This is a genomic window from Pseudomonas sp. AOB-7 (genome assembly GCF_003696305.1).
In the GTDB taxonomy this organism is placed as follows: Bacteria; Pseudomonadota; Gammaproteobacteria; order Pseudomonadales; family Pseudomonadaceae; genus Aquipseudomonas.
In genome coordinates this window covers 134298-160366 of the sequence record NZ_RFFK01000005.1, presented here as the reverse complement: position 1 = coordinate 160366, position 26069 = coordinate 134298, and the positions used below count along the sequence as shown (strand labels likewise).

General features: G+C 68.1%; 29 protein-coding genes and 1 pseudogene. 16 read left to right on the top strand and 14 right to left on the bottom strand.

From position 1 onward, the window contains the following. Window positions 1–60 precede the first annotated feature (60 nt). Entirely contained in the window at window positions 61–498 is a 438-nt protein-coding gene (locus EA796_RS11820; RefSeq protein ID WP_122108755.1) for a thiol-disulfide oxidoreductase DCC family protein, read from the bottom strand. Between the two features lie 90 nt (window positions 499–588). Between EA796_RS11820 and EA796_RS11815 the strand changes: the two genes are divergently transcribed. After that, window positions 589–1542 (top strand): MerR family transcriptional regulator, encoded by a 954-nt coding sequence (locus EA796_RS11815; RefSeq protein WP_031303067.1) that lies wholly within the window; start codon window positions 589–591, stop codon window positions 1540–1542. A gap of 244 nt (window positions 1543–1786) precedes the next feature. Here the strand turns inward: EA796_RS11815 and EA796_RS11810 are convergent, their stop codons facing one another. Next, complete coding sequence (locus tag EA796_RS11810) at window positions 1787–2401, bottom strand: PilZ domain-containing protein (RefSeq protein WP_122108754.1); 615 nt, start codon at window positions 2399–2401, stop codon at window positions 1787–1789. 65 nt (window positions 2402–2466) lie between these two features. Next, complete coding sequence (locus tag EA796_RS11805; RefSeq protein WP_122108753.1) at window positions 2467–2904, bottom strand: PAS domain-containing protein; 438 nt, start codon at window positions 2902–2904, stop codon at window positions 2467–2469. A 103-nt stretch (window positions 2905–3007) separates the two neighbouring features. Here EA796_RS11805 and EA796_RS11800 point away from each other — a divergent pair, with 103 nt between their 5' ends. Next, the gene (locus EA796_RS11800) at window positions 3008–3457 is read left to right on the top strand and encodes a flavodoxin (RefSeq protein ID WP_122108752.1); all 450 of its coding nucleotides are present in this window, start codon (window positions 3008–3010) and stop codon (window positions 3455–3457) included. Window positions 3458–3470: 13 nt separating this feature from the next. Here the strand turns inward: EA796_RS11800 and EA796_RS11795 are convergent. Continuing rightward, window positions 3471–3659 (bottom strand): annotated as a pseudogene (locus EA796_RS11795) (LysR substrate-binding domain-containing protein); the annotation flags it as partial. Window positions 3660–3963: 304 nt separating this feature from the next. On the opposite strand from EA796_RS11795, the gene EA796_RS11790 reads away from it, so the two are divergent. From EA796_RS11790 to EA796_RS11755, 8 genes are all read left to right on the top strand, one after another. Continuing rightward, on the top strand, window positions 3964–4740 hold the full coding sequence (locus EA796_RS11790) for a class II aldolase/adducin family protein (protein ID WP_371921467.1): 777 nt from the start codon (window positions 3964–3966) through the stop codon (window positions 4738–4740). Further along, on the top strand, window positions 4737–5648 hold the full coding sequence (locus EA796_RS11785) for an alpha/beta fold hydrolase (RefSeq protein WP_122108750.1): 912 nt from the start codon (window positions 4737–4739) through the stop codon (window positions 5646–5648). The genes EA796_RS11790 and EA796_RS11785 overlap by 4 nt, the downstream gene beginning before the upstream one ends. Continuing rightward, window positions 5627–6157, top strand: a complete 531-nt coding sequence (locus EA796_RS11780) for a DUF1569 domain-containing protein (protein WP_122108749.1) — start codon at window positions 5627–5629, stop codon at window positions 6155–6157. Before EA796_RS11785 ends, EA796_RS11780 begins: the two co-directional genes overlap by 22 nt. A 109-nt stretch (window positions 6158–6266) precedes the next feature. Next, complete coding sequence (locus tag EA796_RS11775) at window positions 6267–7178, top strand: SDR family oxidoreductase (protein ID WP_122108748.1); 912 nt, start codon at window positions 6267–6269, stop codon at window positions 7176–7178. A 97-nt stretch (window positions 7179–7275) separates the two neighbouring features. Next, window positions 7276–8043 carry a crotonase/enoyl-CoA hydratase family protein gene (locus EA796_RS11770; RefSeq protein WP_122108747.1) on the top strand — a complete coding sequence of 256 codons (768 nt, stop codon included), beginning with the start codon at window positions 7276–7278 and terminating at the stop codon, window positions 8041–8043. 78 nt (window positions 8044–8121) lie between these two features. After that, window positions 8122–8730 (top strand): DUF2846 domain-containing protein, encoded by a 609-nt coding sequence (locus EA796_RS11765; RefSeq protein ID WP_122108746.1) that lies wholly within the window; start codon window positions 8122–8124, stop codon window positions 8728–8730. Window positions 8731–8866: 136 nt separating this feature from the next. After that, window positions 8867–9451, top strand: a complete 585-nt coding sequence (locus tag EA796_RS11760) for a DJ-1/PfpI family protein (protein WP_177342869.1) — start codon at window positions 8867–8869, stop codon at window positions 9449–9451. A 102-nt stretch (window positions 9452–9553) separates the two neighbouring features. Then, window positions 9554–9853, top strand: a complete 300-nt coding sequence (locus EA796_RS11755) for a ribbon-helix-helix domain-containing protein (protein WP_021442219.1) — start codon at window positions 9554–9556, stop codon at window positions 9851–9853. A gap of 200 nt (window positions 9854–10053) precedes the next feature. Here the strand turns inward: EA796_RS11755 and EA796_RS11750 are convergent, their stop codons facing one another. From EA796_RS11750 to EA796_RS11715, 8 genes are all read right to left on the bottom strand, one after another. Further along, complete coding sequence (locus EA796_RS11750) at window positions 10054–11535, bottom strand: ATP-binding protein (RefSeq protein ID WP_122108745.1); 1482 nt, start codon at window positions 11533–11535, stop codon at window positions 10054–10056. Further along, a complete protein-coding gene (locus tag EA796_RS11745) occupies window positions 11532–12188 on the bottom strand; it encodes a response regulator transcription factor (protein WP_021442216.1) in 657 nt (218 codons plus the stop codon). Before EA796_RS11745 ends, EA796_RS11750 begins: the two co-directional genes overlap by 4 nt. A gap of 25 nt (window positions 12189–12213) precedes the next feature. After that, window positions 12214–12864: a tetratricopeptide repeat protein gene (locus EA796_RS11740; protein ID WP_021442215.1), complete on the bottom strand. Its 651-nt coding sequence runs from the start codon at window positions 12862–12864 to the stop codon at window positions 12214–12216. An 11-nt stretch (window positions 12865–12875) separates the two neighbouring features. Then, window positions 12876–13667: an SDR family oxidoreductase gene (locus EA796_RS11735; RefSeq protein ID WP_021442214.1), complete on the bottom strand. Its 792-nt coding sequence runs from the start codon at window positions 13665–13667 to the stop codon at window positions 12876–12878. A gap of 4 nt (window positions 13668–13671) precedes the next feature. Continuing rightward, complete coding sequence (locus EA796_RS11730; protein WP_021442213.1) at window positions 13672–14331, bottom strand: TenA family transcriptional regulator; 660 nt, start codon at window positions 14329–14331, stop codon at window positions 13672–13674. After that, entirely contained in the window at window positions 14328–15776 is a 1449-nt protein-coding gene (locus EA796_RS11725; RefSeq protein ID WP_122108744.1) for an AMP-binding protein, read from the bottom strand. Before EA796_RS11725 ends, EA796_RS11730 begins: the two co-directional genes overlap by 4 nt. Continuing rightward, window positions 15760–16449 carry a thermostable hemolysin gene (locus EA796_RS11720; protein ID WP_122108743.1) on the bottom strand — a complete coding sequence of 230 codons (690 nt, stop codon included), beginning with the start codon at window positions 16447–16449 and terminating at the stop codon, window positions 15760–15762. Before EA796_RS11720 ends, EA796_RS11725 begins: the two co-directional genes overlap by 17 nt. Before the next feature lie 126 nt (window positions 16450–16575). Then, entirely contained in the window at window positions 16576–16974 is a 399-nt protein-coding gene (locus EA796_RS11715; RefSeq protein WP_122108742.1) for a nuclear transport factor 2 family protein, read from the bottom strand. A gap of 112 nt (window positions 16975–17086) precedes the next feature. Here EA796_RS11715 and EA796_RS11710 point away from each other — a divergent pair, with 112 nt between their 5' ends. From EA796_RS11710 to zapE, 3 genes are read left to right on the top strand one after another with little or no spacing between them, the layout of a single operon-like run. Then, a complete protein-coding gene (locus EA796_RS11710) occupies window positions 17087–17677 on the top strand; it encodes a GNAT family N-acetyltransferase (protein ID WP_122108741.1) in 591 nt (196 codons plus the stop codon). Then, window positions 17674–18558, top strand: a complete 885-nt coding sequence (locus EA796_RS11705) for a carbon-nitrogen hydrolase family protein (protein ID WP_021442208.1) — start codon at window positions 17674–17676, stop codon at window positions 18556–18558. Before EA796_RS11710 ends, EA796_RS11705 begins: the two co-directional genes overlap by 4 nt. 5 nt (window positions 18559–18563) lie before the next feature. Next, entirely contained in the window at window positions 18564–19685 is a 1122-nt protein-coding gene (gene zapE / locus EA796_RS11700; RefSeq protein WP_122108740.1) for a cell division protein ZapE, read from the top strand. 83 nt (window positions 19686–19768) lie between these two features. Here the strand turns inward: zapE and EA796_RS11695 are convergent, their stop codons facing one another. Beyond that, window positions 19769–21292: a fumarate hydratase gene (locus tag EA796_RS11695; protein WP_122108739.1), complete on the bottom strand. Its 1524-nt coding sequence runs from the start codon at window positions 21290–21292 to the stop codon at window positions 19769–19771. 288 nt (window positions 21293–21580) lie between these two features. Between EA796_RS11695 and EA796_RS11690 the strand changes: the two genes are divergently transcribed. The 3 genes from EA796_RS11690 (at window position 21581) to EA796_RS11680 (ending at window position 24514) form a co-directional block, all read left to right on the top strand. Beyond that, a complete protein-coding gene (locus tag EA796_RS11690; RefSeq protein WP_122108738.1) occupies window positions 21581–22708 on the top strand; it encodes a diguanylate cyclase in 1128 nt (375 codons plus the stop codon). Next, a complete protein-coding gene (locus EA796_RS11685) occupies window positions 22701–23639 on the top strand; it encodes an iron-sulfur-binding ferredoxin reductase (RefSeq protein WP_122108737.1) in 939 nt (312 codons plus the stop codon). The genes EA796_RS11690 and EA796_RS11685 overlap by 8 nt, the downstream gene beginning before the upstream one ends. A gap of 101 nt (window positions 23640–23740) precedes the next feature. Then, window positions 23741–24514: an enoyl-CoA hydratase gene (locus EA796_RS11680; protein WP_122108736.1), complete on the top strand. Its 774-nt coding sequence runs from the start codon at window positions 23741–23743 to the stop codon at window positions 24512–24514. 92 nt (window positions 24515–24606) lie between these two features. Here the strand turns inward: EA796_RS11680 and pyk are convergent, their stop codons facing one another. Further along, window positions 24607–26058, bottom strand: a complete 1452-nt coding sequence (gene pyk, locus EA796_RS11675) for a pyruvate kinase (protein ID WP_122108735.1) — start codon at window positions 26056–26058, stop codon at window positions 24607–24609. Between the last annotated feature and the right edge of the window lie 11 nt (window positions 26059–26069).

Sequence of the window (26069 nt, the reverse complement as noted above, 5' to 3'; positions counted from 1 at the left end):
GCGGCGCGGGGTGATGCGCCGGGTAGGAATGCAGCAAGGATTATTCCGCTTTTGCGCCAATTAGCCAGCGTCGTGCGATGGCGGGCGTGGCGGCGTGCAGGCCGCGTTCTGCCGGCAGCGCCGCGCACCATCGGGGTGCGGCAGCCGCGCCAGGTGCGGGCGCAGACGGCAGAACAGCCGATAGCCCCACTCCAGCAGCGGGCGCAGCGCGCGCCAGCCCAGCGGCGCGACCCAGGCGCCGAGGCCGGCGGCCTGCCAGCTGGCCAGGCTGGCATCGAGCCCGACCAGCCAGCGGCCGTCGGCCCAGCGTGCATGCAGGCGGGCCTGCAGGGTCGACAGTGCCAGGCCCAGCGGCTGCGGGTCGAAGTCCGCGGCGGCGATATCCACCAGCCGCAGCCGTTCGCGGGCGGCATGGCGGCGCAGCAGGGCGATCTCGCGGGCGCAGAGCGGGCAGGCGCCGTCGTAGTAGAGGGTGAGTGGCCAGGTGGGATCGCGCATGGGGATGCCTTGTACAGGTTTTGTACAATGTAAGCGCGTCGGGGCCTGGGTTACAATGCCGGCACCTTTTCTGCCGCGATGCCCGAAGCCATGCCTGAACTCGCCGGTGCCCCTCTGCTCGCGTCCAGCGCCCTGAAACAGGAAGAGTTATTCCCGATCCGCGAAGTCTCGCGCCTGACCGGCGTCAACCCGGTCACCCTGCGGGCCTGGGAACGACGCTACGGATTGATCCAGCCGACCCGCACCGACAGCGGCCATCGCCTTTATTCGCAGGCCGACATCGAGGCGGTGCGCAGCATCCTGGCCTGGATCGAGCGCGGCGTGGCGGTGAGCAAGGTCGGCAAGATCCTGGCCAAGAGCGCCGGCGCTCGCAGCGCGGCGACGCCGGCCTACGAGGAAGTCAGCGCCGGCGAATGGAGCGAGTGGCAGGGGCAGGTCCGCCGCGCCCTCGGCGATTTCGACGAGCTGCGTCTGGAGCGCCTGTACGGCCAGATCTTCTCCTCCTACCCGCTGCCGGTGGTGTTCCAGGACATCCTCATGCCGGTGTGGCAGACCCTGCTGCTGCGCCAGGACGAGTTCGGCCAGTGCAGCGAATGGCTGCTGCTCGACAGCTTCCTGCGCGGACGTTGCCTGCAGCGCCTGCAACTGGGCCGCGGTAGCGTCGAGGAAAGGGTGCTGCTCGCCGCCTTGCCGGGGCATTGTCGCGAGCTGGAGCTGCTGGTCGCCGCGCTGCTGCTGGGCAGCCTCGATATCGGCGTCAGCGTGCTCGGCGTTGGCCAGCCGTTGGCCGAGCTGCCGCTGGTGTGCGAGAAGATGCAGCCGCAGGCGCTGGTGCTGTTCAGCAACCAGCCGCCCAGCGACGAGCTGCCGCGGCAGCTGTCGCGCCTGGCGCTGGCGCTGGACTGCCCGCTGTTGCTGGCCGGCGACAGCGCCGACCTGGCCGAGGAGAGCCTGGCCGGTTCGCCGATTGCCTGCCTGGGCAATGAAGGGCGGCTGATGCAGCGACGTCTGCAGCAGTTTCTCGCCGGTCACCTCGATACCTGATCCCCGTCCGCACGTGCCGCTTATCCCGTCTGCCGGGAGCCGGGCGCGTGAGCGTGCGCGAAAACGCTTGTCGGTGACGAAAATTAGTTGTACAAGAGTTGTACATTGTGATCGTGTGTAGGGCTTACCGTCGCGACTCGCGGCCGCTAAGGTTGCACGGCGGAAGCTCGACCGACTGCGCAATCCGATAGCCAGCCCTCTCCTATCCCCTTCGGCTATCGGATTTTTTCTTCCGCGGCGGCGCTCAGGTGACCGGGTCGCTGCGCCGCTGGCGGTCGCTGTGCTGTTCGAAGAGGTATTGGCGCAGCGTCTGCTCGTCTTCGTCGTGCAGGGTTTGCAGGCTGTAGGCGTAGCGGGCCTTGCCGATGCGCCGTACCAGGCGGGCGCGCAACTGCACGCGGCGCTGTTGCGGCAACAGCAGCTGCAGCAGCTGATCCTTGGCCGGGTTGCCGGGATTGTTGTGCTGCACCAGCATGCCGTTGTTCGACAGCTCCACTACCTGCAGGCCACTGGGGCGTTCTCGTCGGTCCAGCAGGGGCAGCGGGGCGGCGAGGGACAGGCGCCATGGACGTTCGCTGACGCCTTGCTCGAAGATCAGCGGTGCGTCCAGCTCCAGGCGTGAACCGCTCTGGCCGTCCTGGATCAGGCGCAAGGGAAAACTCAGGTGCTGATTGTCGCTGTGGGTGTCCAGGCTTAGCTGCTCGTCGCTGCTCAACTGGTTGAGCAGCTCGCGCAATTGTGCGCCGATGGCCAGGCGCCGTGTTTGCGCTTCACTGGGGCGGCGTTTGCGGGGTTGTGGCGAGCTGAGTTGCTGGATGAAATCCAACTCGGCTTGGGTCAGCAGCGGGTCGCTTTGCATGGCGGATACTACCTAGAGTCCAGCACCTTCAGACCGCGTCCCGCAGCGAGAGTTGTGTGCGTTCGTCAGTTATCCAGGCGTGCCCTGAGTTCGGCCAGCTCCGCCTCCAGCGCTTTGACGCGCTGCTGGGCCTCGACCTGCTCGGTGACGTCCTTCTGGATACCTATATAGTAGGTCAGCTGGTCGCCTTCGTTGAAAACCGGGGTGATCGACAGCTCGTTCCAGAAGACGCTGCCGTCCTTGCGGTAGTTGCGGATGATCTGCCGGCACGGCTGCTGCGTCTTGACCGCTTGGCGGATGGCGTCCAGGCCGGGCTGGTCGCGGTCGTCGCCCTGCAGGAAGCGGCAATCCTGGTAGAGGATGTCTTCGCTGGCGTAGCCGGTGAGGCGCTCGAAGGCCGGGTTGGCGTAGATCAGGATGTTGTCGTCACCCTCCTGCTCGGCCACCACGATGCCGTCGTTGGAGGCGTCGATTACCAGTTGCAGCAGTTTGGCGTTGATCATGGGCGCGGTTCCGCAGGGTATGTGCGCTGCATTCTAAAACATCGGGTCGGGCTGTCCACTTGCGGCATAATGCGCCGCCTTTGCCACTGTTTCAGGAGTTGTCATGAAAGTCGCCATCCTCTCGGGGTCGGTCTACGGCACCGCCGAAGAAGTTGCCCGCCACGCCGAGCGCCTGCTCCAGGCCGCCGGGCTGGAGGCCTGGCACAAGCCGAACCTGAGCCTGGAAGAGCTGCTGGCCTTCGGCCCCGAGGCCTTTCTCACCGTGACCTCCACCACCGGCATGGGCGAGCTGCCGGACAACTTGCTGCCGCTGTACGGCGCCATTCGCGATCACCTGCCGGCCTGGCAGGGGCTGCCCGGCGCGGTGCTGGCGCTGGGCGATTCCAGCTACGACAGCTTCTGCGGCGGCGGCGAGCTGGTGCGCGAGCTGTACGCCGAGCTGGGCCTGCGCGAAGTGGTGGAGATGCTGCGCCTGGACGCCAGCGAGACCGTCACTCCGGAACGCGACGCCGAGCCTTGGCTGCAGGCGTTCGTCGCCGCGCTGCAGGGCTGATGCCGCGGGCGGCCTACGGCGTCGGGGACTCGTCCAGCAGCTCCAGCCAGGCCTGCGCCGCGCGTGACAGGTAGGCGTCGCGCCGCCAGATAAAGGCGATATCCCAGCGCAGATCCGACTCCAGCAATGGCCGGCGCACCACGCCCGGCCGTTCCAGCGCGGCGAGAAAGTCCGCCTGGCCGCTGCGGCCGCCTTCCTGCGGGGGGGCAGGCCGCGCCGCTGCTGATCGCCCTGCTCTAAGGCCCCGTTGTCGTTGATTTGCCGTGGAAGCAGCTTGAGCCGCGATACTCGCGGATAAATCCGCTCCTGCAAAACCGCGTGCCCTGTCGACGCAGAATGGAACATGGCCTTCCATAAGAGCGGCGAATGACGCCTTATCGCGGCCCTTACGGCCGCGTCATTGACCCGCAGGGTCAGCAGCTTGGCTGCCAGGGCAACTATCGCGGGGCCCACGCACGGCTAGACTGCGGACACCGCCGAACCACAACAAGATCGAGGTGACCGCCGTGAACGCTCCGCTGAATCTGCCCGACGTGAAGAACCAGGTATCCGCCGCCGAATGGCAGACCCGCGTCGACCTGGCCGCCTGTTACCGGCTGATCGCCCTGTACGGCTGGGACGATCTGATCTTCACCCACATCTCGGCCAAGGTGCCGGGCACCGAGGACTTCCTGATCAACCCCTACGGCCTGATGTTCGACGAGATCAGCGCCTCCAGTCTGGTCAAGGTCGACCTGGCCGGCAACAAGCTGATGGACAGCCCCTTCGACATCAACCCGGCCGGCTACACCATCCACAGCGCCGTGCACGAGGTGCGCCACGACGTCGGCTGCGTGCTGCATATCCACACCGCCGCCGGCATCGCCGTTTCGGCGCAGCAGCAGGGCCTGCTGCCGCTGTCGCAGCAGTCGCTGTTCGTCCTCTCCAGCCTGGCCTACCACGGCTACGAGGGCGTGGCGCTGAATCATGACGAGAAGGCGCGGCTGCAGGCCGACCTGGGCGAGAAGAACTTCATGATCCTGCCCAACCACGGCCTGCTCACCGCCTTCGGCAGCATCGCCGACGCCTTCCTCGGCATGTTCACCCTGCAGCGCGCCTGCGAGATCCAGGTGATGGCGCAGAGCGGTGGCGGCGAGCTGATCCATATCCCGCAGCAGATCCTCGACGGCGCCCGGGCGATGCTCGCCGGGGTGATGAAGAGCCCGCAGGGCATGGGCGGCGCGCTGCCCTGGCCGGCGCTGCTGCGCAAGCTCGACCGCTGCAACCCGGGCTACGCGCAGTGACGGCGTTGCCCGGCATCGCCCTGGACGCCTGGCGCGCCCAGGGGCACGAGCTGCGTTTCGGCCCGCACGCGATTCGCTACTGGACGGCGGGCGAAGCGGCAGCCGAGCCGCTGCTGCTGATCCACGGGTTTCCCACCGCCAGCTGGGACTGGCACCGCCTGTGGCAGCCGCTGGCGCAGCAGTACCGGCTGATCGCCTGCGACATGCTCGGCTTCGGCTACTCGGCCAAGCCGCGCGGCCATGCCTACAGCCTGCTGGAGCAGGCCGACCTGCAGCAGGCGCTGCTGGCCCACCTGGGCGAGACGCGCCGGCTGCATGTGCTGGCCCACGACTACGGCGACAGCGTGGCCCAGGAGCTGCTGGCCCGCCATCAGGACGGACGCATCCAGTTGGCCAGCTGCGTGTTCCTCAACGGTGGCCTGTTTCCCGAGACCCACTATCCGGTGCTGACCCAGAAACTGCTGCTCGGCCCGCTGGGGCCGCTGCTCGGCCGGTTGTTCTCGCGGCGCACCCTGGCGCAGAACTTCGCCAAGGTGTTCGGCCCGCATACGCCGCCCAGCGAGGCCGAGCTGGACGCCTTCTGGGCGCTGATCGCACATAACGACGGGCCCAAGGTGATGCACCGGCTGATCCGCTACATCCTCGATCGCCGCGCCAACCGCGCACGCTGGGTGGCGGCCATGCAGGAAACCACGGTGCCCATGCGGGTGATCGACGGTGCGGTCGATCCGATCTCCGGCGCGCATATGGTGGCGCGCTACCGCGAGCTGATCGAGCAGCCCGACACGGTGCTGCTCGACGGCATCGGCCACTACCCGCAAACCGAGGCGCCGGAGCTGGTGCTCGCCCATTACCTCGAGTTTCACCAACGGCTGGAGACCGCAGCATGCAGCGCCGCACCCTGTTGAAAGGTGCCGCCGTCGGCGGCGTGGCGGCCCTCGGCGCTGGTTTCTGGGCGCTGCCCGGCGGCCCGGCGCCGACTGCCGTCGAGCTGGCGGCGGCGCAGCGCCTGCTGGCCGAGCTGGCCGGCCGGCCACTGGTCAGCCTGCAGGGCTGGAGCCCGAGCGAGGTATTCAACCACTGCGCGCAGAGCATCGAGTATTCCCTGGACGGTTTTCCGCAGCTCAAACCTGCCTGGTTTCGCCACAGCCTCGGCCCGGCCGCCTTCGCCCTGTTCAGCGCCCGTGGCGGCATGCGCCATCCGCTGACCGAGGCGATTCCCGGCGCCGCGCCACTGGCCGAGCCGGCGAGCCAGGCGGCTGCCCTGCAGCGTCTGCAGGCCGCCTTCGAGCGCTTCGCCGCGCACACTGGCGCCCTGCAGCCGCATTTCGCCTACGGCGCGCTGAGCCACGCCGAGTACGCCCAGGCCCATGTGCTGCACCTGTACGACCATCTGCGCCTGATCCGTCCGGCCTGACCATCCCGGCGCCTTATCGCGCACCATTCAGCGTCAGGCCGGTTCGTTGTGAGCGCAGCGGCCCTGCGTGACACTCGCTGCCATTGCCCACTGCCGAGGAGTTTCTGCCATGAGTGAAGCGGTTCGTTTCGAGGATCAGGTCGTCATCGTCACCGGCGCCGGCGGCGGTCTGGGCCGCGCCCACGCGCTGCTGTTCGCCCGCCATGGCGCCAAGGTGGTGGTCAACGACCTCGGCGGCAGCACCCACGGCGAGGGCGCCAATGCCTCGGCGGCGGACAAGGTGGTGGAAGAGATCAGGGCCTTCGGCGGCGATGCCGTAGCCAACCACGACTCGGTGACCGACGGCGACAAGATAGTGCAGACCGCGCTGGATCACTTCGGCCGCATCGACGTGCTGGTCAACAACGCCGGCATCCTGCGCGACAAGAGCTTCCACAAGATGGAGGACGCCGACTGGGAGCTGGTCTACAAGGTCCATGTCGAAGGCGCCTACAAGACCACCCACGCCGCCTGGCCGCACCTGCGCGAGCAGAACTACGGGCGGGTGATCTTCACCTCGTCCACCTCCGGCATCTACGGCAACTTCGGCCAGAGCAACTACGGCATGGCCAAGCTCGGCCTCTACGGCCTGACCCGCACCCTGGCCATCGAGGGGCGCAAGAACAACATCCTGGTCAACGCCATCGCCCCCACCGGCGCCACCCGCATGACCGAGGGGCTGATTCCGCCGCAGGTGTTCGAGCAGCTCAAACCCGAGCTGGTCAGCCCGCTGGTGGTCTACCTCGGCAGCGCCGCCTGCCAGGACAGCGGCGGCCTGTTCGAGGTCGGCGGCGGTTGGGTCGGCAAGGTGCGCTGGGAGCGCAGCCTGGGCGCCGGCTTCGACCCCAAGGCCGGCTTCAGCCCGGACGACGTGGCCGCGCAGTGGCAGCGCATCTGCGACTTCGAGGGCGCCGCGCACCCGGCCGACAACGTCGAGGCGCTCCGGGAAATGATGGCGAATCTGCACAAGTACGCCCTCTGATCGGCCAGCCGGGCTGACGCGCCCGCGCAGGCGGATTAGGCTCGAAGGCCGGCAGCGATGCCGGTCTTTTTTCGTTCAGCCAGCGGAGTGCAGCTTCATGTCGGTGATAGTCGAGAAGAACGGCCCGGTGACCACCCTGAGCATCGACCGGCCGCAGGCGCGCAACGCCGTCGACCGCCCCACGGCCGAGGCGCTGGCCGCGGCCCTGCGCGCCTTCGAGGCGGACGATGAAGCGCGCGTGGCGGTGCTGACCGGCAGCGGCGGCACCTTCTGCGCCGGCGCCGACCTGGCGGCGGTGGCCGAGGGCGGCGAGCGTGCCAATCGCCTGGACGAGCAGGGTGATGCGCCCATGGGGCCGAGTCGCATGCAGCTCGGCAAACCGCTGATCGCCGCCATCGAGGGCCATGCCGTGGCCGGCGGCCTGGAGCTGGCGCTGCTCGCCGACCTGCGGGTGATGGCGCAGGATGCGCTGCTCGGGGTGTTCTGCCGGCGCTTCGGCGTGCCGCTGATCGACGGCGGCACGGTGCGCCTGCCGCGTATCGTTGGCCAGGGCCGGGCGCTGGACCTGATCCTGAGCGGCCGCCCGGTGGCGGCGGACGAGGCGCTGCAGATGGGCCTGGTCAACCGCGTGGTGGCCCCCGGTCAGGCGCTGGCGGCGGCGCAGCAGTTGGCGGCGCAGCTCGCCGCCTTCCCCCAGCGCTGCCTGCTGGCCGACCGCGCCAGTGTCTATGCGCAGTGGGACCTGCCGCTGAACGAGGCGCTGGCCGGCGAATTCCGCGGCGGCCTGGCGGTGGTGGCCAGCGGCGAGACGGCGGAGGGCGCGCGGCGCTTTCGCGACGGCAAGGGGCGCCACGGTGCCTTCTGAACAGGCCGCACTTTTGTCGGGTGTTGCCCGTGTGCGTGCCGGCTAAGCTGCGTGCATGCCCCTCACAAGGAATGCTCGATGCGCCGCCTGCTGCTGCCCTTGCTCGCCGTCCTGCTGGTCGGCTGCTCGACCCCCGGCGCCTTCTTCGGCGACCTGGACGGCGAAGCCTTCGTCCCCCACGCGCTGAGCGACGAGAACCACGCCCTGGTCTATCTGTACCGTCCACGCAACGACTGGGCCGATCAGGAGCTGGAGGCGCCGGGGCTGTTTCTCGACAACCAGCTGATCGGCAGCCTGCCGAGCAACGGCTACCTGGTGCTGGAGTTCGAGGCGGCCAACCATCGGCTGGAAATGCGTCGGCCGCTGGCCGGCAGCTTCTGGACCCTGCTGGCCGACGGGCCGCTGGACTTCACCCTGATCTCCAGCTTCAGCCTGGATGCCGCCGTTGGCGGCACCTACTACCTGCGCTACGACGAGGACGGCCCGCCGCCGCACAGCGGCGCCCTGGACGGCGGTGGCGATGGCCCGCTGCAACTGGTGTCGGCCGAGCTGGCCGAGCGCGAACTGGGCGCCACCCGCCTGGTGCAGCCGCCGGCTCGCATCGCTGCCCATCACCGGCAGGGGGAGCGCCCGCAGCGCGGCTTCTGGCGCTCGGTCGGCCAGGCGCTGGACAAGATCGGCATCTGATTTGGCGGCGCCGCGCGTGCCAACTGGCGGCAACGACCATCGGCCTGCGCGGGCGCACGGGAGTAGTACCGGGCTGTTACCTGTCGGAGCAAGTAGGGGCGAATAATGGCTCCGTTGCATCCACCCTCAGGAGACGATCATGGCTGCCAAGAAGATTCTGATGCTGGTCGGCGACTACGCCGAAGACTACGAAACCATGGTGCCCTTCCAGGCCCTGCAGATGGTCGGTCACAGCGTGCATGCGGTGTGTCCGGACAAGGTCGCCGGGCAGACCGTGCGCACCGCCATCCACGACTTCGAGGGCGACCAGACCTACAGCGAGAAGCCGGGGCACAACTTCGCCCTCAATTTCGACTTCGCCAAGGTCAAGGCCGAGGATTACGACGCGCTGCTGATTCCCGGCGGCCGTGCCCCGGAATACCTGCGCCTGAATGGCGACGTCGTGGCGCTGGTAAAAGCCTTCGCCAAGGCCGACAAGCCGATCGCCGCGGTCTGTCACGGCGCCCAGCTGCTGGCCGCCGCCGGCGTGCTGGAGGGCCGCGAATGCAGCGCCTACCCGGCCTGCGCGCCGGAAGTGACGCTGGCCGGCGGCCGCTACGTGGATATCCCGGTGGATCAGGCCCACGTGCAGGGCAACCTGGCTACCGCGCCGGCCTGGCCCGCGCATCCGGCCTGGCTGGCGGGCTTCCTCAAGCTGCTCGGCACCGAGATTCGCCTGTAGTCGGGCCGTAGCCCGGACGCCATCCGCGGCGCATCATTGCCGCTATTCTCCGGATTGCATCCGGGCTACGACGCTGCCACAAGTTTCCAGGAGGCGACGCTCATGTGCGAACTCTATGTAAAGGCCGACCCCATCCTCTACGAATCGCGCTCGCGTTCGCTGCGCATCCACGGCGTGGTGACCACCTTGCGCCTGGAAAACCAGTTCTGGGACATCCTGCGCGAGATCGCCGAAGTCGACGGCATGACCACCAACCAGCTGATCGCCAAGCTCTACGACGAGGTCATGGACTTTCGCGGCGAGGTGGTCAACTTCGCCTCCTTCCTACGCGTCAGCTGCACCCGCTACCTGGCGCAGAAGGCCGGGCGCGCGGTGCCGCTGCGGGTGGTCGGCGCCGGTTGAATCACTGGTACATCCAGAAGTTCGGATGCTCCGGCACGGCCGGCGCTGCCGGCTTCGGGGTCGGGCGGGTTTGCTGGAAGAGGCGTTTGAGCATGGTCATGATGAGGATCCCTGAGTGATATGGCTGACAGGGATGCATGATGGTGGCGACGCTTCGATAGAAGAACTGGATTTTGTCTATGGCAGCTATTAGTCAAAGACTATGGGTGCAGTCGTTTGGGCAAACGCACGGTGACCTGAAGCCCTCCCAGCGGCGAATCCTCCAGGCTGATGCTGCCCTGATGCAGCTCCACCACCCGCAGTACGATCGACAGGCCCAGCCCTGCGCCCAGCCCTTCGCCGAGGCGGAAAAAGCGTTCGAACAGGCGCTCGCGTAACTCCGCCGGCACCCCGGGGCCGCTGTCTTGCACCCGCATTACCAGCGCCTGCTGCTCGGCGATCAGCTGTACCTGGATGCAGCCACCCTTCGGCGTGTACTGCACGGCGTTGCTCACCAGGTTCTGCAGCAGGATGCCCAGGCTCGGGGCGTCAGCGATCAGCCGGTAGTCGCCGGATTCGTTGGCATCGAGCACCAGATCCTGCTGCCGATCGAGGGCCAGCGGCGTCAGTTCGGCCAGCTCGCCACGCAGGAATGCCAGCAGATCGAGGTCGCCCATGCTCAGGTGCGCGCTGCTCGGGTCGAGACGGGCCAGGGTCAGCAACTGCGTCACCACCCGGGTCGCACGGTCGACGGCGCCGGTCAACTGACGCAGGGCTTCGCTGCGGTCGCCGGCATCCGCTGCCTCCAGGGCGTTCTGGGCGTGGATGCGCAGCACCGCCAGCGGTGTGCGCAGCTCGTGGGCGGCGTCGGCGATAAAGCGTTTTTCCTGATCGAGCAACTGGTTGACCTGCAGCAGCAGGCGATTGAGCGCGGCCGCCATCGGCTCCAGTTCGTTGGGCAGCGGCGGAAACACCAGCGGCGCCAGATTGTCCGGGGCGCGGCCGCGAATGGCATGGGCCATGCGCTGCAGCGGGCTCAGGCCCCAGCCCACCGCCAGCCACAGCAGCAGGCCAACGGCTGGCAGGCCGATCAGCAGCGGTTGCAGGCTGCGCCGGGCGATCTTGCCGATCAGTTCGCCGCGCACGTCCTCGCGTTCGCCGGCCAGCACCCAGTGGTAGTCGCGGCTGTCGTGCAGGACGAACACGCGCCAGCGATGCTCGCCGATGCTAAGGCTGTGGTAGCCGATCAGGTAGCGGGCCAGTTGCGCCAGGCGTTCGCGCCTGGATTGGTCAGCGTTGGGCGGGGCCAGGCCGAGTTGCTCGATCATCTCCTCGAGCAAGCCCGGCGGCGCGCTGGCGGACTGGAATAAGAGCTCGCCATCGTCATCGAGCATCTGGAAGGCCAGCTTGCCTTCGTACTCGTGGCCGAGCAGGTTTTCCGGGTTACGGGCATCTTGCAGCATGAGGGCTTCATCGAGAACCGCCTGGAGGTCGCGCCGCTCGTTGCTGCTGAGGTCGTGGCGTATCAGGCCCATGAGCAGGCGCGCGGTCTGCGACAGCTGGGCGTCGAACAGCTCGCGTACTTCGTGCACGGAGTCGCTGTAGATCTTGTGGCTGATCAGCCCGAAGCTGCCGGCCAGCATCAGCAGCAACAGAACCAACAAGCGGATGCGCATGGAGCCGAAGGTTCTGTGCAGTCTCATTTGTCCACCAGATAGCCGACGCCACGCACGGTGCGGATCAGCTCCGGGAAGAACTTCTTGCGCAGGTGATGCACGTGCACTTCCAGGGCATTGCTCTCCACCTCTTCGTCCCAGCCATAGAGTGCCTGTTGCAGCTTGTCGCGCGTCAGCACGCGTCCAGGCTGGATCAGCATTTCGTGCAGCAGAAGAAATTCCTTGCGCGGCAGATTGATGGCCTGGCCCTGGTATTCGACCCGCTGGCTGGCCGGATCGAGGCGAATGCCGCGGTACTCCAGCGCCGGCTGTGGACGCTGGAAGCTGCGCCGCAGCAGGGCACGCAGGCGGGCCTTGAGTTCGGCGACGTCGAAGGGTTTGATCAGGTAGTCGTCGGCGCCGGCATCAAGGCCGGCGATGCGGTCGCTGGTGGCGTCGCGGGCGGTCAGCACCAGCACCGGCACCGGGTTGGCGGCGGCGCGCAGGTGCTTGAGCACCTGCAGGCCGTCCATGCGCGGCAGGCCGAGGTCGAGGATGACCAGCTCGAAACTCTCGTGGCTCAGCGCATGCAGGGCGCTGGCGCCGTCCTGCAGCCAGTCCACGGTGTAGCCTTCGGGTTTCAGCGCGGTGCGAATGCCTTCGCCCAGGGCCTGATCGTCTTCGACGAGAAGAATGCGCATGGCAACTCCTGCAGGGGGGGCCGAACTACCGGAGTTTACTCTCGACCTGCTGCAAAAGCGCCTTGGCTTCGGCGCGGCGCCCCTGGTCGGCCAGTTCGCGGCCGGGGCGATCCTTGGCGGCCAGGGTTTTTTCCAGCGCGGCGCGGGCTTCCTCGTAGCGTTTCTGCCGTTGCAGGAAGTCGCCGTAGAAGTAGTTCGGGTCGATACCGTCCGGGTTGATCGCCAGCGCCTGCTTGAGCATCTTCTCGGCCTGTTGGTCGTCACCGAAGCCGATCGGCCAGCCGGGTACCTGGTAGTAGAGGCTGCCGAGGCTGGTGTAGGCCGAGCCGGCCAGGGCCTGCGGGTCGATGGTAAGCGCCTGTTCCAGGCTGGCCTTGGCCTCCTTGACCAGGCGCAGGGCGCCGAGGCCACCTTTGGCGCCGGCCTGGGTGCTGAGGATGATGCCGCGCCAGATCAGCAGCTCCGGCGCCTTGGGCTCGCTGGCCAGCGCCGCGTCGGCCTGCGTGACGAGTGTGGCGAAGGCCTCTTCGCGCTGCTTCTCCGGCGTCTGGTAGTGGATCTCGGCCCAGCGCGTCTGCAACTGCTGCAACTGGATCTGGCCGTTGTCACTGAGGGCGAAGGCGGGCAGGGCGGTGCAGCCGAGCGCGGCGATGATCAGGGGGCGAAATGCGTTCACGGGCAATCTCCTCAGTGCTTGTGGCGGGCAAAGCGTTGAATGATCGGCAACTGCTTGCGCAGGGCCTGGTCGACCACGCGCGGCAGCAGACCGTTGAGGCGCACGAACAGGCGTTCCGGCCAGCCCAGGTGACGTTCCTCCTGCTCGCGGCGGATGGTGTCGAGCAGTTCCTCGGCCACCTGTGCGGGGTCGTCCATGGCCACGCCCAGCTCATCGTTCATCGCCACCACGCTGGGGGCGTTCATCGAGGTGCGGGTGGCGCGCGGGGCGAAGTAGAGGACGCGCACGTGGGTGTCGGCCAGCTCGCGGCGCAGCGCCTCGGAGAAGCCGCGCAGGGCGAACTTGCTGGCGCAGTAGGCGGCGAAACCGGGGTAGCCGATGGCGCCGAAGGTGGAGCCGACATTGATCACCAGGGCGCGCCGCTGGGCGCGTAGCAGCGGCAGCAGGCGTTGGGTCAGCTGCAGCGTGGCGGTGACGTTGAGGTCGATCAGCTCGGCGATCTGCTGCTCGTCCTGCTGATCGAGCAGGCCGAAGCGGTTGACCCCAGCGGCGTTGATCAGGCAGTTGAGGCCGCCGAAGTTCTGCGCTGCAGCGACCAGCGCATTACGCCCGGTGCGGCTGGCGATATCGGCCTGCAGCAGTTGCACGTGCTGGGGGAAGCGTTGTTGCAGCGGCTGTAGCGGTTCCAGGCGACGGCCCACCAGCAGCAGATGGGCACCTTCGCTGGCCAGACGCTGCGCCAGGGCCAGGCCGATGCCGCCGCTGGCGCCGGTAAGCAGGACACGGCAATCCGTCGGTTGCATGAACTTACTCCTCGCCGGCCAGCGGCAGGCTGCGGAACATGTCGCCGTAGAGGCGATAGACGACCTTCGCGGTATGCACCACGGCGGCCTTGTCATCATCGTTGTCCAGGCGGTTCATCAGCTTCTTGAAGAACTCGATGTGCTCCAGGTCCAGGCTGCCGTGGGAGTTGAGGTAGCTGAAGGCCTGGTTCGGCAGTTGCAGTTTGTCCTGAATGATGCCGGCGGCCTGGGTGGCCAGGGCGATGCTGGTGCCTTCGAGCACGTTGACCATGCCGAAGAAGCTCACCGGATTGTGTCGGGCGATGCGGTCGTAGACGTAGGCCACCATCAGTTCGGTGGACAGGCGCGGTGTGCCGTTGCGCACCGCTTCCTTATCGGCACCGCAGGCGGCGATGTCGCCCAGCACCCACTCCTGGTGGCCGGTTTCCTCCTCGATGTACTCGGCGATGGCTTCGCGCAGCCATTCCAGGCGTTCCGGCAGGCGCGCACCGCAGGCCATCAGCAGCGGCACGGTGTGCTTGACGTGGTGGTAGGCCTCGGTGAGGAAGGCGATGTAGCTGTGCAGGGCGACCCGACCGGTCATGGCCTGCTGGATGATCGGCGCGCCGAGCAGGTAGTCGCGCTCACGCTGGGTCTGGCTCAGCAGGGATTCATAGAAACTCATGCGGGTACTCCTTCTGCCATCAGCTCATGGATGGCGCTTTGGTAATGGGTGAACAGGGCGGCGCGGCGCAACCGACCGTTGGCCGTGGCCAACTCGTTGCTCGCGTTGAACGGGGCCTCGGCGCGCAGCCAGCGGTGCACGCGGGCGTAGTCCGGCAGGCCGTGATTGACTTCGTCGACGGCAGCCTGCAGCTGCGCGTCGGGGGTATTGGCGACGCGCGGCACCAGCACCGCGACGTTGCCCGGCAGCGCTTCGCCGTGCAGCCAGGCCTGGGCGATGGGCAACTGCTGCACCAGCTCGGCCTCGACCCATTCCGGGTTGACGTTGCGCCCGTAGGCGGTGATGAACTGATGCTTCTTGCGCCCGTGCAGCACCAGGAAACCGTCCTCGAAATGCCCGAGGTCGCCGCTGCCCAGCCATTCGCCTTGCGGCGCCGGCTCGCCGAGGTAACCGAGCATGCGCGCGTCCTTGACCAGTACCTCGCCGTCGTCGGCCAGCCTCACCTGCAGGTGGCCGAGCGGCTTGCCGGTGCTGCCGATGCGGCGCTGCTCGGGCGTGTTCAGGCACACCACCGAGGCGCATTCGGACAGGCCGTAGCCCTCGAAGATCGGTAGACCGAGGGCATCGGCCCGCTCCAGCAACTGCGCGGCGACCCGGCCGCCACCGACGGCGACGAAGCGCAGCGAACCCGGCAGCGGCAACTGGCGTTCGGCGGCGCTGACCAGGGCCAGCAGCAATTGCGGCAGCAGGATCAGGCTGTGCGGCTGGGCCGCCTGCAGTGCCTGGAGAAAGCGCGCCAGGTCGAAGCCGCTGGCGCCGGTGAGGCCGATCTGTGCCATGGGCATCAGTTCGACCCGCGCGCCGGCCAGCAGCGGCGCGTAGACGCCGGCGATGTTCTCCAGCAGGGTCGCCAGCGGCAGGATGCACAGGTGCCGCTGCACCTCGCGGCTGGCGCTGGCCTCGAGCAGGCTGCCGGCCACCGCCAGCTGCGTATCCAGATCCAGGCACACCCCCTTGGGCTGGCCGGTGGTGCCGGAGGTGTAGGTGATCTTGCAGGTGTTGGCATGCAGCGCGGCGGGGTGCGCCACCGAGCGGCGATGGATATCGCCCTCCACGCTGGTGAAACCTGGGGCGCCAGCACCGATCAGACAGTCGATGCCGGCGCTGTCGAGCACGTGACGCTGCTGCTCGGCAGAGAAGAACGCCGGCAGCGGTACGCAGACCAGGCCGGCGTGCAGCGCCGCCAGATCCCACAGCACCCAGTCGATGCCGTTGTCCAGGGCCAGCGCCACGCGGCGGGCACCCTGTGCGCTCAGATATCTGCTACGGGGCGTCACGGCTGCGAGCAGCTTGGTGTAGCTCAGTGTGCGTTCACCTTCGACCAGCGCGACACGCTCGCCATGCTGCGCCAGGCGCGCGAAGAAGGCCTCAACTGCAGCGCACATCAGGCATGTCCTCCAGGGCGTAGAGCGGCTGGTGGCCGAGGCGTGGGTAGGCGCCCAGCTGCAACAGGCGCTGATGACCGCCGCGGATATCGCCGGCCATCACCAGGGGGCGGCTGTCGTAATAGCTGCCCCAGTCGGCCAGTTCCTCGCCCATGCACCTGGGGTTGGCCTGACCCAGGGCGATGGGCGCCAGCCCCAGGCGCTGGAAGCTGTTGAGCAGGGTCGGCGTGCCGGTGAAGGCGACCCAGCAAAAGCCCAGCGCCACCAGCAGGTCGGTCAGCGCGACGATCAGCAGGCGCGCTGCACCGGGGCTGTCGGCGGCCAGGTTGCCCACTTCCACCAATTCGCCACGGCCGGGCTCGATTCGGCCCAGGCGTGCGCCGATGGCGCTCTGGATCGGCTCGTCCAGGTAGCGCTCGAGAAACAGCGGGCCGTTGCCTGCACTGCGCACACCCAGAGCACCGAGCAGCTGCCCGGCCCGATTCTCCAGAGCGAACAGGCAGGGCATGAACTGATGAACTCGTGCGCCGTACTGCAGAGCAAAGCGCCGGCGGATGAACTGTTCCAGGGCAGCGCGACGTGCGCTGCCCTGGGCGACCAGGTGAAGCTCGAAGCTGTCGCCGCGGCCGATTCGGGCCACGGGACGCTCATGATGCGCCCAGGGTAGTTCCATGCTCGGAACCTCGGTGATGAACCTGGGGGCGATTGTGTGGTGGGCTGGCTTAACGCTTTATTAAGCGCTTGCAGAATCGTTGCAGCGGCCCTGCAGGCCAGGGCGCGCGTGCGTTGCGGGGGGCTTTCAGCCTACTTGCGCCACCCAGTCATTGAGGTTGTAGTAGTTGCTGATGCGCGCCACCTTGCCGGCCTTGATCTCGAAGAAGGCGCCGGCCGGCAGCACGTAGGTCTGGCCATTGGCAGGCGGCAGGCCTTCGTCGTCGGCCAGGTACTGGCCATGCACCACGAATTCGGCGGCGGCGCGGCTGCCGTCGGCATTCTGCATCAGCACGATGTCGGTGAGGCGCTCGCGGTAGCAGCGGTTCATCTTGTCCATGAAGGCGGCGAAGGCGGCCTTGCCGACCTGGCGCTCGCCCTGGTTGATGTCGTGCACCACGTCCTCGCTGAGCAGGTCGAGGAAGGCGGGCATGTCGCCGGCATTGAAGGCGGCGTAGTAGGCCTGCAGCAGTTCGGTGGCGGTCATGGAGACGCTCCTGTCGTAGTCCGTTTAGTGGTTCGCTGGCGCGCATGATAAGTTCGCCGCTTCCCGCCGGCATAGCCGCCGGCGTCACCCTGCTGCTGGCGAGCGACGCCCCATGGATATCCGACTGCTGCGCGGTGCCGAGATCGCGCCCCATATCGACGACCTGGCGCGCCTGCCCATCGCCGTGTTCCGCGAGTTTCCCTACCTCTACGACGGCAGCCTCGTCTACGAGGCCGAGTACCTGGCCGCCTACCTGCGCAGTGCGGACAGCCTTTGCGTGCTGGTGCGCGACGAGGGCCGGGTGGTCGGCGCCTCCACGGCGCTGCCGCTGATTGATGAGACCGAGGAGTTCCAGCGGCCCTTCGTCGAAGGCGGCTGGGACCCGGCGCGGGTCTTCTACCTGGCCGAGTCAGTAGTGCTGCCGGCCTGGCGCGGCCGCGGCCTGGGCGTGCGCTTCTTCGCCGAGCGTGAGGCCCATGCGCAGCGGCTGGGGCGTTTCGACTGGTGCGCCTTCTGCGCCGTGCAGCGCCCGGCCGAGCATCCACGGCGGCCCGCCGACTACCAGGCGCTGGACGCCTTCTGGGCGCGGCGCGGCTATCGCCATCACCCCGAACTGCACACCCAGTACCACTGGCGCGACCTGGACGAGAGTGAGGAGTCGGCCAAGCCCATGTCGTTCTGGCTGAAGGAGCTCGCTCGATGATCAGGGTCGCCGCCTGCCAATACCATATCGACCTGCACGAGAGCTGGGAGGCCTACGCCGCGCACCTGACCGCGCTGTGCGAGGAGGCCGCGGGGCAGGGTGCCGAACTGCTGCTGTTGCCCGAATACGCCGGCCTGGTGCTCAGCGGCCAACTGCCCGAAGCCGAGCGCGGCGACCTGCACGCCTCCATCGCCGGCATCCAGCCGTTGCTGCCGCGTTGGCTGGCGCTGTGCGAGGCCCTGGCGCGGCGGCTGAAGATCCATCTGCAACCGGGTTCGCTGCCGGTGCTGGACGAGGACGGCCACTACCGCAACCGCGCCTGGCTGTTCGGCCCGCACGGCTGCCTGGGCAGTCAGGACAAGCTGATCATGACCCGCTTCGAACTGGAGCAGTGGCAGGTTGCGGCGGGCAGCGGGCTCAAGGTCTTCGACACGGTGCTGGGCAAGCTGGGCATCCTGATCTGCTACGACAACGAATTTCCGTTGCTGGCGCGCACCCTGGCCGAGGCCGGGGTGGACCTGATTCTCGCGCCCAGTTGCACCGACACCGAGGCCGGCTTTTACCGTGTGCGCATCGGCGCCCAGGCCCGCGCCCTGGAGAACCAGATCGCCGTGCTGCAGGCGCCCACCGTCGGCCTGGCGCCCTGGTCGCCGGCGCTGGACGAGAACATCGGTCGCGCCGCGCTCTACGTGCCCTCCGATTACGGCATGCCGGCCAGCGGCGTGCTCGCCGAAAGCGCCGAGCTGTGCCCGCAGCGCAGCCGCTGGCTGATCGCCGAGCTGGACCTGGACGCGGTGCGCGGGCTGCGCCAACAAGGTCAGGTATTCACCCGTCGCGACTGGCCGCGGCAGTTCGACGATGGCCGGCTGCTGCTGCGTTGAGTGCCATGCAGGAGTTGCCCGACTCGCCGCAGGCGGCGTACGAACGCGCGCTCGCGTCCGGTTTCGTCGTCGATGCCGCGCAGCGGCGCGCCGCCTCCGCGCTGCAAGACTGTCACGACGCGGTGCACCGCGGCGGGCGGCCGCTGGGCGTCTACCTCTGGGGTCCGGTGGGGCGCGGCAAGACCTGGCTGATGGACAGCTTCTACAACACCCTGCGGGTGCCGGCGCGGCGTCAGCATTTCCACCACTTCATGCAGTGGGTGCATCGCCGCCAGTTTCAGCTGACCGGCAACCCCGACCCGCTGCGCCTGCTGGCCGAGGAGCTGGGGCGCGAGCTGCGGGTGTTGTGCTTCGATGAGCTGTTCGTCAGCGATATCGGCGATGCCATGCTGCTCGGCCGCCTGCTCAGCCTGGTAGTGGAGGAGAGCGTGGTGCTGGTGGCCACCTCCAACCAGCCGCCGCAGCAGCTGTATGCCGGTGGTTACAACCGCGAGCGCTTCCTGCCGGCGATCGCCGCGCTCGAGGCGCATATGCGGGTGGTGGCGGTGGATGGCGCGCAGGATCATCGTCTGCACCCGGGCGCAGAAGTCCAGCGTTACTGGGTGAACCAGCCGCAGGCGCTGGCTGGCGTATTCGCCCGCTTGTCCGCAGGGCAGGCGCTGCTGCATGAACCGCTCCAGCTGGCGCACCGCCCGTTGCCGACCTTGGGCCATAGCCCGGCGGCGCTATGGTGCCGCTTCGCCGACCTGTGCCAGCAGCCGCTGGCGGCGCCCGACTTCATCGAACTGTGCCAGCGTTTCCCGGCCATCCTGCTGGGCGAGGTGCCTTGCCTGGGCAGCGAGCAGCATGAAGGACGCATCGCCCGCGGCACCGAGGACGGCGCCGAACGGGTCGACGCCGGGGATCGCCAGTTGCCGGCGCTGTCACGCAACGACGACGCGGTGCGGCGTTTCATCGCTCTGGTCGACGAGTGCTACGACCGCCGCGTGCCGCTGTATATCGAGGCCGAGGTGGCGCTGGACGAGCTCTATACCCAGGGCTACCTCGGCTTCGCCTTCCAGCGCACCCTGAGCCGCCTGCACGAGATGCAGCTGGTGCGTTTCGGCCGGGGGCATGGGAAGGCGTAGGCGCCAGACCTTTCCCCAAAAAAACGCGGAGGCGAGAAACGACAAACCCGGCACGCGGCCGGGTCTGTCGTTGGCGGGGGCGCTTACCTCACTTCCACCGCCAGGCTGTCGGCGATCTTCTTGTTCCAGATCGCTGGGCCGGTGATGTGCACCGACTCACCCTTGGTGTCGACCGCCACGGTCACCGGCATGTCCTTGACCTCGAACTCGTAGATCGCCTCCATGCCCAGTTCGGGGAAGGCCAGCACCTGCGACTTCTTGATCGCCTGAGCGACCAGGTAGGCGGCGCCGCCGACGGCCATCAGGTACACGGCCTTGTTGTCGCGGATCGCATCGATGGCGATCGGGCCGCGCTCGGACTTGCCGATCATACCCAGCAGGCCGGTCTGCTCGAGGATCTGCCGGGTGAACTTGTCCATGCGCGTGGCGGTGGTGGGGCCGGCCGGGCCGACCACCTCGTCACGCACCGGATCGACCGGGCCGACGTAGTAGATGAAGCGGCCCTTGAGGTCCACCGGCAGCTCTTCGCCCTTGTTCAGCATGTCGACCATGCGCTTGTGCGCGGCGTCGCGGCCGGTGAGCATCTTGCCGTTGAGCAGCACGGTCTCGCCCGGCTGCCAGCTCTGCACTTCTTCCGGGGTGAGGGTGTCGAGGTTGACCCGGCGCGCGCTCGGGCCGGCTTCCCAGACGATTTCCGGGTAGGCGGACAGATCCGGCGCTTCCAGTTCGGCCGGGCCGCTGCCGTCCAGCACGAAGTGGGCGTGGCGGGTGGCGGCGCAGTTGGGGATCATGCACACCGGCAGGGAGGCGGCGTGGGTCGGGTAATCCATGATCTTCACATCGAGCACGGTGGTCAGGCCGCCCAGGCCCTGGGCGCCGATGCCCAGCTGGTTGACCTTGTCGAACAGCTCCAGGCGCAGCTCCTCGATGCGGTTCTGCGGGCCGCGGGCTTTCAGCTCATGGATGTCGATGTGCTCCATTAGCACTTCCTTGGCCATCACCGCGGCCTTCTCGGCGGTACCGCCGATGCCGATGCCGAGCATGCCCGGCGGGCACCAGCCGGCGCCCATGGTCGGCACGGTCTTGAGCACCCAGTCGACGATCGAGTCGGACGGGTTGAGCATGGCCATCTTCGACTTGTTCTCCGAGCCGCCGCCCTTGGCCGCGACGTCCACTTCCACCTTGTCGCCGGGGACGATGGAGTAGTGGATCACCGCCGGGGTGTTGTCCTTGGTGTTCTTGCGGGCACCTGCCGGGTCGGCCAGGATCGAGGCGCGCAGGACGTTCTCCGGCAGGTTGTAGGCGCGGCGCACGCCCTCGTTGATCATGTCGTCGACGCTCATGGTGGCGCCGTCCCAGCGCACGTCCATGCCGACCTTGATGAACACGGTGACGATGCCGGTGTCCTGGCAGATCGGGCGGTGGCCGGTGGCGCACATCCGCGAGTTGATCAGGATCTGCGCCATGGAATCCTTGGCGGCCGGCGACTCTTCCTTCAGGTAGGCCTCGTGCATGGCCTGGATGAAGTCGACGGGGTGGTAATAGGAGATGAACTGCAGGGCGTCGGCGACGCTCTGGATCAGGTCGTCCTGCTTGATCACGGTCATGGGGGCGCTCCTCTATCAGGGAACATCTATAAGGAAGCGCCGAATCATGACCCGGCGCAACGGCGAAAAATGGTCGGGAACGGTATTTCACCTCGCCCCGCGACGGCCTCTTGGGTTGCCGCCAGGGTTGGCAGGCAACAAAAAAGGCGCGGCAGTATAGCGCGCCGGTCGCACAGGGCACAGCCGCCGAAGGTCGATGCTGCTAGCTGTGGGCGGTTATCGGCACGCTAGGCAATTTGTGATCACGGGGGTAGAGTAACGGCCAGATGCCAGTATGGGATGGAGCCCATGAGCCCAACCAGCCACCGGGTAACGCAACGCAGCCTGCAGAGCCTGCTGCTCAAGCGCTTCGCCATGGCCTTCGCCACTTACGCGATGATGGCGCTGGTGTGCTGGTTCGCCGTTCTCGCCGGCCTGTTTCGCGGTTCCCTGGCCACGGCTGTCGGGCTGACCCTGGGCATATTTGCCAGTCAGCTGGTGCTACTCTGGCTGTTTCTGTCCGGGCGCAACCTGCGTTTCGCAGACCCCAGCCTGACCGAGGTGCAGGTGCTCCTGGCGCTGGCCTGGCAGCCGCTGCTGTTGGCCTTCTTCGACAGCGCGCGTGGCAGCCTGCTGGTGTTCTACGTGCTGATCCTGCTGTTCGGCGTGTTCCAGTTGCCGCCGCGGGTGTTCGCGCGCTGCGCGGCGTTCGCCTTCTTCGGTTTCGCCGGCATGATCCTGATCCAGGCTTACCGCGAGCAGCTCGGCGATCCCAGCCTGGCGCTGCTGCAAGTCGGCGTGCTGTTCATCCTGCTGGTCTGGCTGTGCCTGTTCACCGGCTATGTGCAGGCCATGCGCCAACGCATGCGTCAGCGCCGCTTCGCCCTGCAGGCGCACCAGGACACCCTGCGCGGCATGATGCGCCAGCTCGAGGACCTGGTGGCCACCGACGAGCTGACCGGGCTGTTCAACCGCCGGCATTTCCTCCGTCTGGCCGGCCGCGAGCTGCAGCATCTCGGCGCCGGTCGCCAGCACGGCCTGGCGCTGATCGATCTGGATCACTTCAAGCGCATCAACGACGCCCATGGCCACGCCGCCGGCGATCGCGTGCTGCAGACTTTCGCCGCGGTGGCGCGCGCCTGCCTGCGCGACGGCGACGTCATCGCCCGCTACGGCGGCGAGGAATTCGTCCTGCTGCTGCCCAATACCGATGCCGACCAGTTCACCGCCTGCTGCGAACGCCTGCGCGAAGCCTTCGCCCAGGCTGAACCGGTGGGGATAAAGGTGGATAATCTCAGCCTGTCCGCCGGCATGACCCTGCTTGCCGCCGGCGACGACCTCGAGGAGGCCTTGCAGCGCGCCGACCAGGCGCTGTACCAGGCCAAACGCGGCGGCCGCAATCGCTGCGATGCCAGCTGGGAGAGAGCGGGTGCCTGAACTGCGCGTTGGCGCCAAATTATTGCAGGTGGCCGAACAGGCCAATCTGCTCGATGCCCTGCTGGTCGGCGGCATCGCCGTGCCCTACAGCTGCCGCGCCGGCAGCTGCCACGCCTGCCTGGTGCGCTGCCTGGCCGGCGAGCCGCTGGACCTGCAGCCCGAGGCGCTGGCCGCCGACAAGCGCGCCGAGGGCTGGCGCCTGGCCTGCCAGTGTCAGGTCGGCGGCGATCTGCAGGTCGAACCCTTCGACCCGCAGCGCGACGGCCTGGCCGCCAGGGTGGTCGGCCTCGACTGGCTGAGCCCCAGCGTGCTGCGCTTGCGCCTGCAACCCGAGCGACGGCTGCGCTACCAGGCCGGTCAGCACCTCCTGCTGTGGAGCGCAGACGGCGTGGCGCGGCCCTATTCCCTGGCCAGCCTGCCGGGCGAGGACGCCTGGCTGGAATTCCATCTCGACTGCCGCCAGCCCGGCGCCTTCTGCGACGCCGCGCGACGCCTGCAGCTCGGCGACGGCCTGCGCCTGGGCGAGTTGCGCGGCGGCGCGCTGCACTACGATGCCGATTGGCAGGCGCGGCCGCTCTGGCTGCTGGCCGCCGGCACCGGCCTGGCGCCGCTCTACGGTGTGCTGCGCGAGGCGCTGCGCCAGGAGCATCGCGGCGCCATCCGCCTGCTGCATGCGGCCCATGAGCCGGCCGAGCACTACCTGGCCGGCGAGCTGCAGGCGCTGGCTGCCGAGCATGCGCAGCTGCAGATCGAGCTGGTGACGGCGGCGCAGTTGCCGGCTGCTTTGGCCGAACTGCGCCTTGTTTCGCGGCAGACCCTCGCTTTACTCTGCGGCCATCCCACGACGGTCGACAGCTTCGCGCGGCGCCTCTATATGGCCGGTTTGCCGCGTAGCCAGATGTTTGCCGACCTGTTTCTAACCCGTATGTAGGATGCGCGGGGCCATCCAGGCTGGGCACACTGGCGCCGATCACAGCGGGCCTCCGGTGCGCGGCCCAGGTGGGCCCGTGCGCCTACGACCTCGGAGCATCTATGAGCGAATTCCTGCAAATCGAGCGCGACGGCGCGCTGCTGACCCTGCGCATGCAGCGCCCGGACAAGAAGAACGCGCTGACCCGCGCCATGTACGCCGGCATGGCCGAAATCCTGGACGAGGCCGACCGCGACGGCTCGGTGCGCGCCGTGCTGCTCACCGGCGGCGAGCAGTGCTTCACCAGCGGCAACGACGTCGCCGACTTCATCCAGGCGCCGCCGAGCGGGCTGAACAGCGAGGTGTTCCAGTTCATGCGCGCGCTGTTCGAGTTCAGCAAGCCGGTGGTGGCGGCGGTGGCGGGGCCGGCGGTGGGCATCGGCACCACCTTGCTGCTGCACTGCGACCTGGTCTACGTCAGCCGCGACGCGCAGCTGAAGATGCCCTTCGTCAACCTCGGCCTGTGCCCGGAGTACGGCTCCAGCCTGATCCTGCCGCGTCTGCTCGGCCACGCCCGCGCCGCCGAACTGCTGCTGCTCGGCGAGAGCTTCAGCGGCGAGCAGGCGGCGGCCTGGGGCATCGCCAACCAGGCGCTGGACGACGGCGCGGCGACCCTGGCCAAGGCACGCGAGATGGCGCTGCGCTTTCTCGACCTGGCGCCCGCGGCGCTGGCCGACAGCAAGCGCCTGATGCGCGCACCGGATCGCGAGCAATTGCGCCGGGTGATCGAGGAGGAGGGCGCACTGTTCGGCCAACGCCTGCGCTCGCCCGAGGCCATCGAGGCGCTGTCGGCCTTTATGCAGCGCAGAAAGCCGGATTTTTCCAGGTTCGCGTAGGGGGTGGCGTCGCGCGCACCGCCGCTAAAGCGCCTCGCACAGAAAAAGCAAAAGGCCGCTCGTTCGAGCGGCCTTTCGCGTTCAGCTGTGCCTTAAACCATCGGATCGCCGACATGCAGGATTTTCATGGTGTTGGTGCCGCCGGTGCCGTGGTAGCTGTCGCCCTTGGTCAGGATCACCCAGTCGCCGGGCTCGACCACGCCGCGCTTGAGCAGCTCGTCCACCGCCGCCTGGCTGACCTTGTTGGCCGGCAGTGCGGCCGGGTCGAAGGGCACGGTGTAGACGCCGCGGAACAGCGCCACGCGGGCCTGCGCCTCGCGGTGTGGGGTGAAGGCGAAGATCGGGATCGACGAGCGGATGCGCGACATGATCAGCGGGCTGTAGCCGCTCTCGGTCAGGCTGATGATGGCCTTGACGCCCGGGAAGTGGTTGGCGGTGTACATGGTGGCCAGGGCCACGCTCTCGTCGCAGCGCTCGAAGGTGCGGCCGATGCGGTGGCTGGACTTCTGGCTGGTCGGGTGCTTTTCCGCGCCGAGGCAGACGCGGGCCATGGCTTCGACCGCTTCCACCGGGTATTCGCCGGCGGCGCTCTCGGCCGACAGCATCACCGCGTCGGTGTAGTCCAGCGCGGCGTTGGCTACGTCGGAGACCTCGGCGCGGGTCGGCATCGGGCTGTGGATCATCGACTCCATCATCTGCGTGGCGGTGATCACCGCTTTGTTCAGGCGGCGGGCGTGGGCGATGATCTTCTTCTGGATGCCGACCAGCTCGGCATCGCCGATCTCCACGGCGAGGTCGCCGCGAGCCACCATCACCGCATCGCTGGCGCGGATCAGGCCGTCCAGCGTCTCGTCGTCGGCCACCGCTTCGGCGCGCTCGATCTTGGCCACCAGCCAGGCCGTGCCGCCGGCCTCGGTGAGCAGGCGGCGGGCATATGCCATGTCGGCGGCGTCGCGCGGGAAGGACACGGCGAGGTAGTCCAGGTCCATTTCGGCGGCCAGCTTGATGTCGACCTTGTCCTTCTCGGTCAGCGCCGGCGCGGTGAGGCCGCCGCCACGGCGGTTGATGCCCTTGTTGTCCGACAGCGGGCCGCCGATCAGTACGCGGCAGTGCAGCTCGTCGGCGCCCTTGAGCTCGACGCGCATGACCACCCGGCCGTCGTCCAGCAGCAGCTCGTCGCCGACGTCGCAGTCCTGGATCAGCGCCGGGTAGTCGATGCCGACCACGTCCTGGGTGCCGGCCGTGCGCGAGTGGCTGGAGGACAGGCGGAACAGGTCGCCTTCCTTGAGCTCGATGCGCTTGTTCTCGAACTTGGCGATGCGGATCTTCGGCCCCTGCAGGTCGCCGAGCAGCGCCACGTGCCGGCCGTGCTTGGCCGCCAGGTCGCGCACCAGCTGGGCGCGGGCCTTGTGGTCGTCGGGCGTGCCGTGGGAGAAGTTCAGGCGGGCCACGTCGAGGCCGGCGAGAATCAGCTGCTCGAGCACTTCCGGCGAGTTGCTGGCCGGGCCCAGGGTGGCGACGATTTTGGTGCGGCGAAAGGTCATGCGCGGACTCC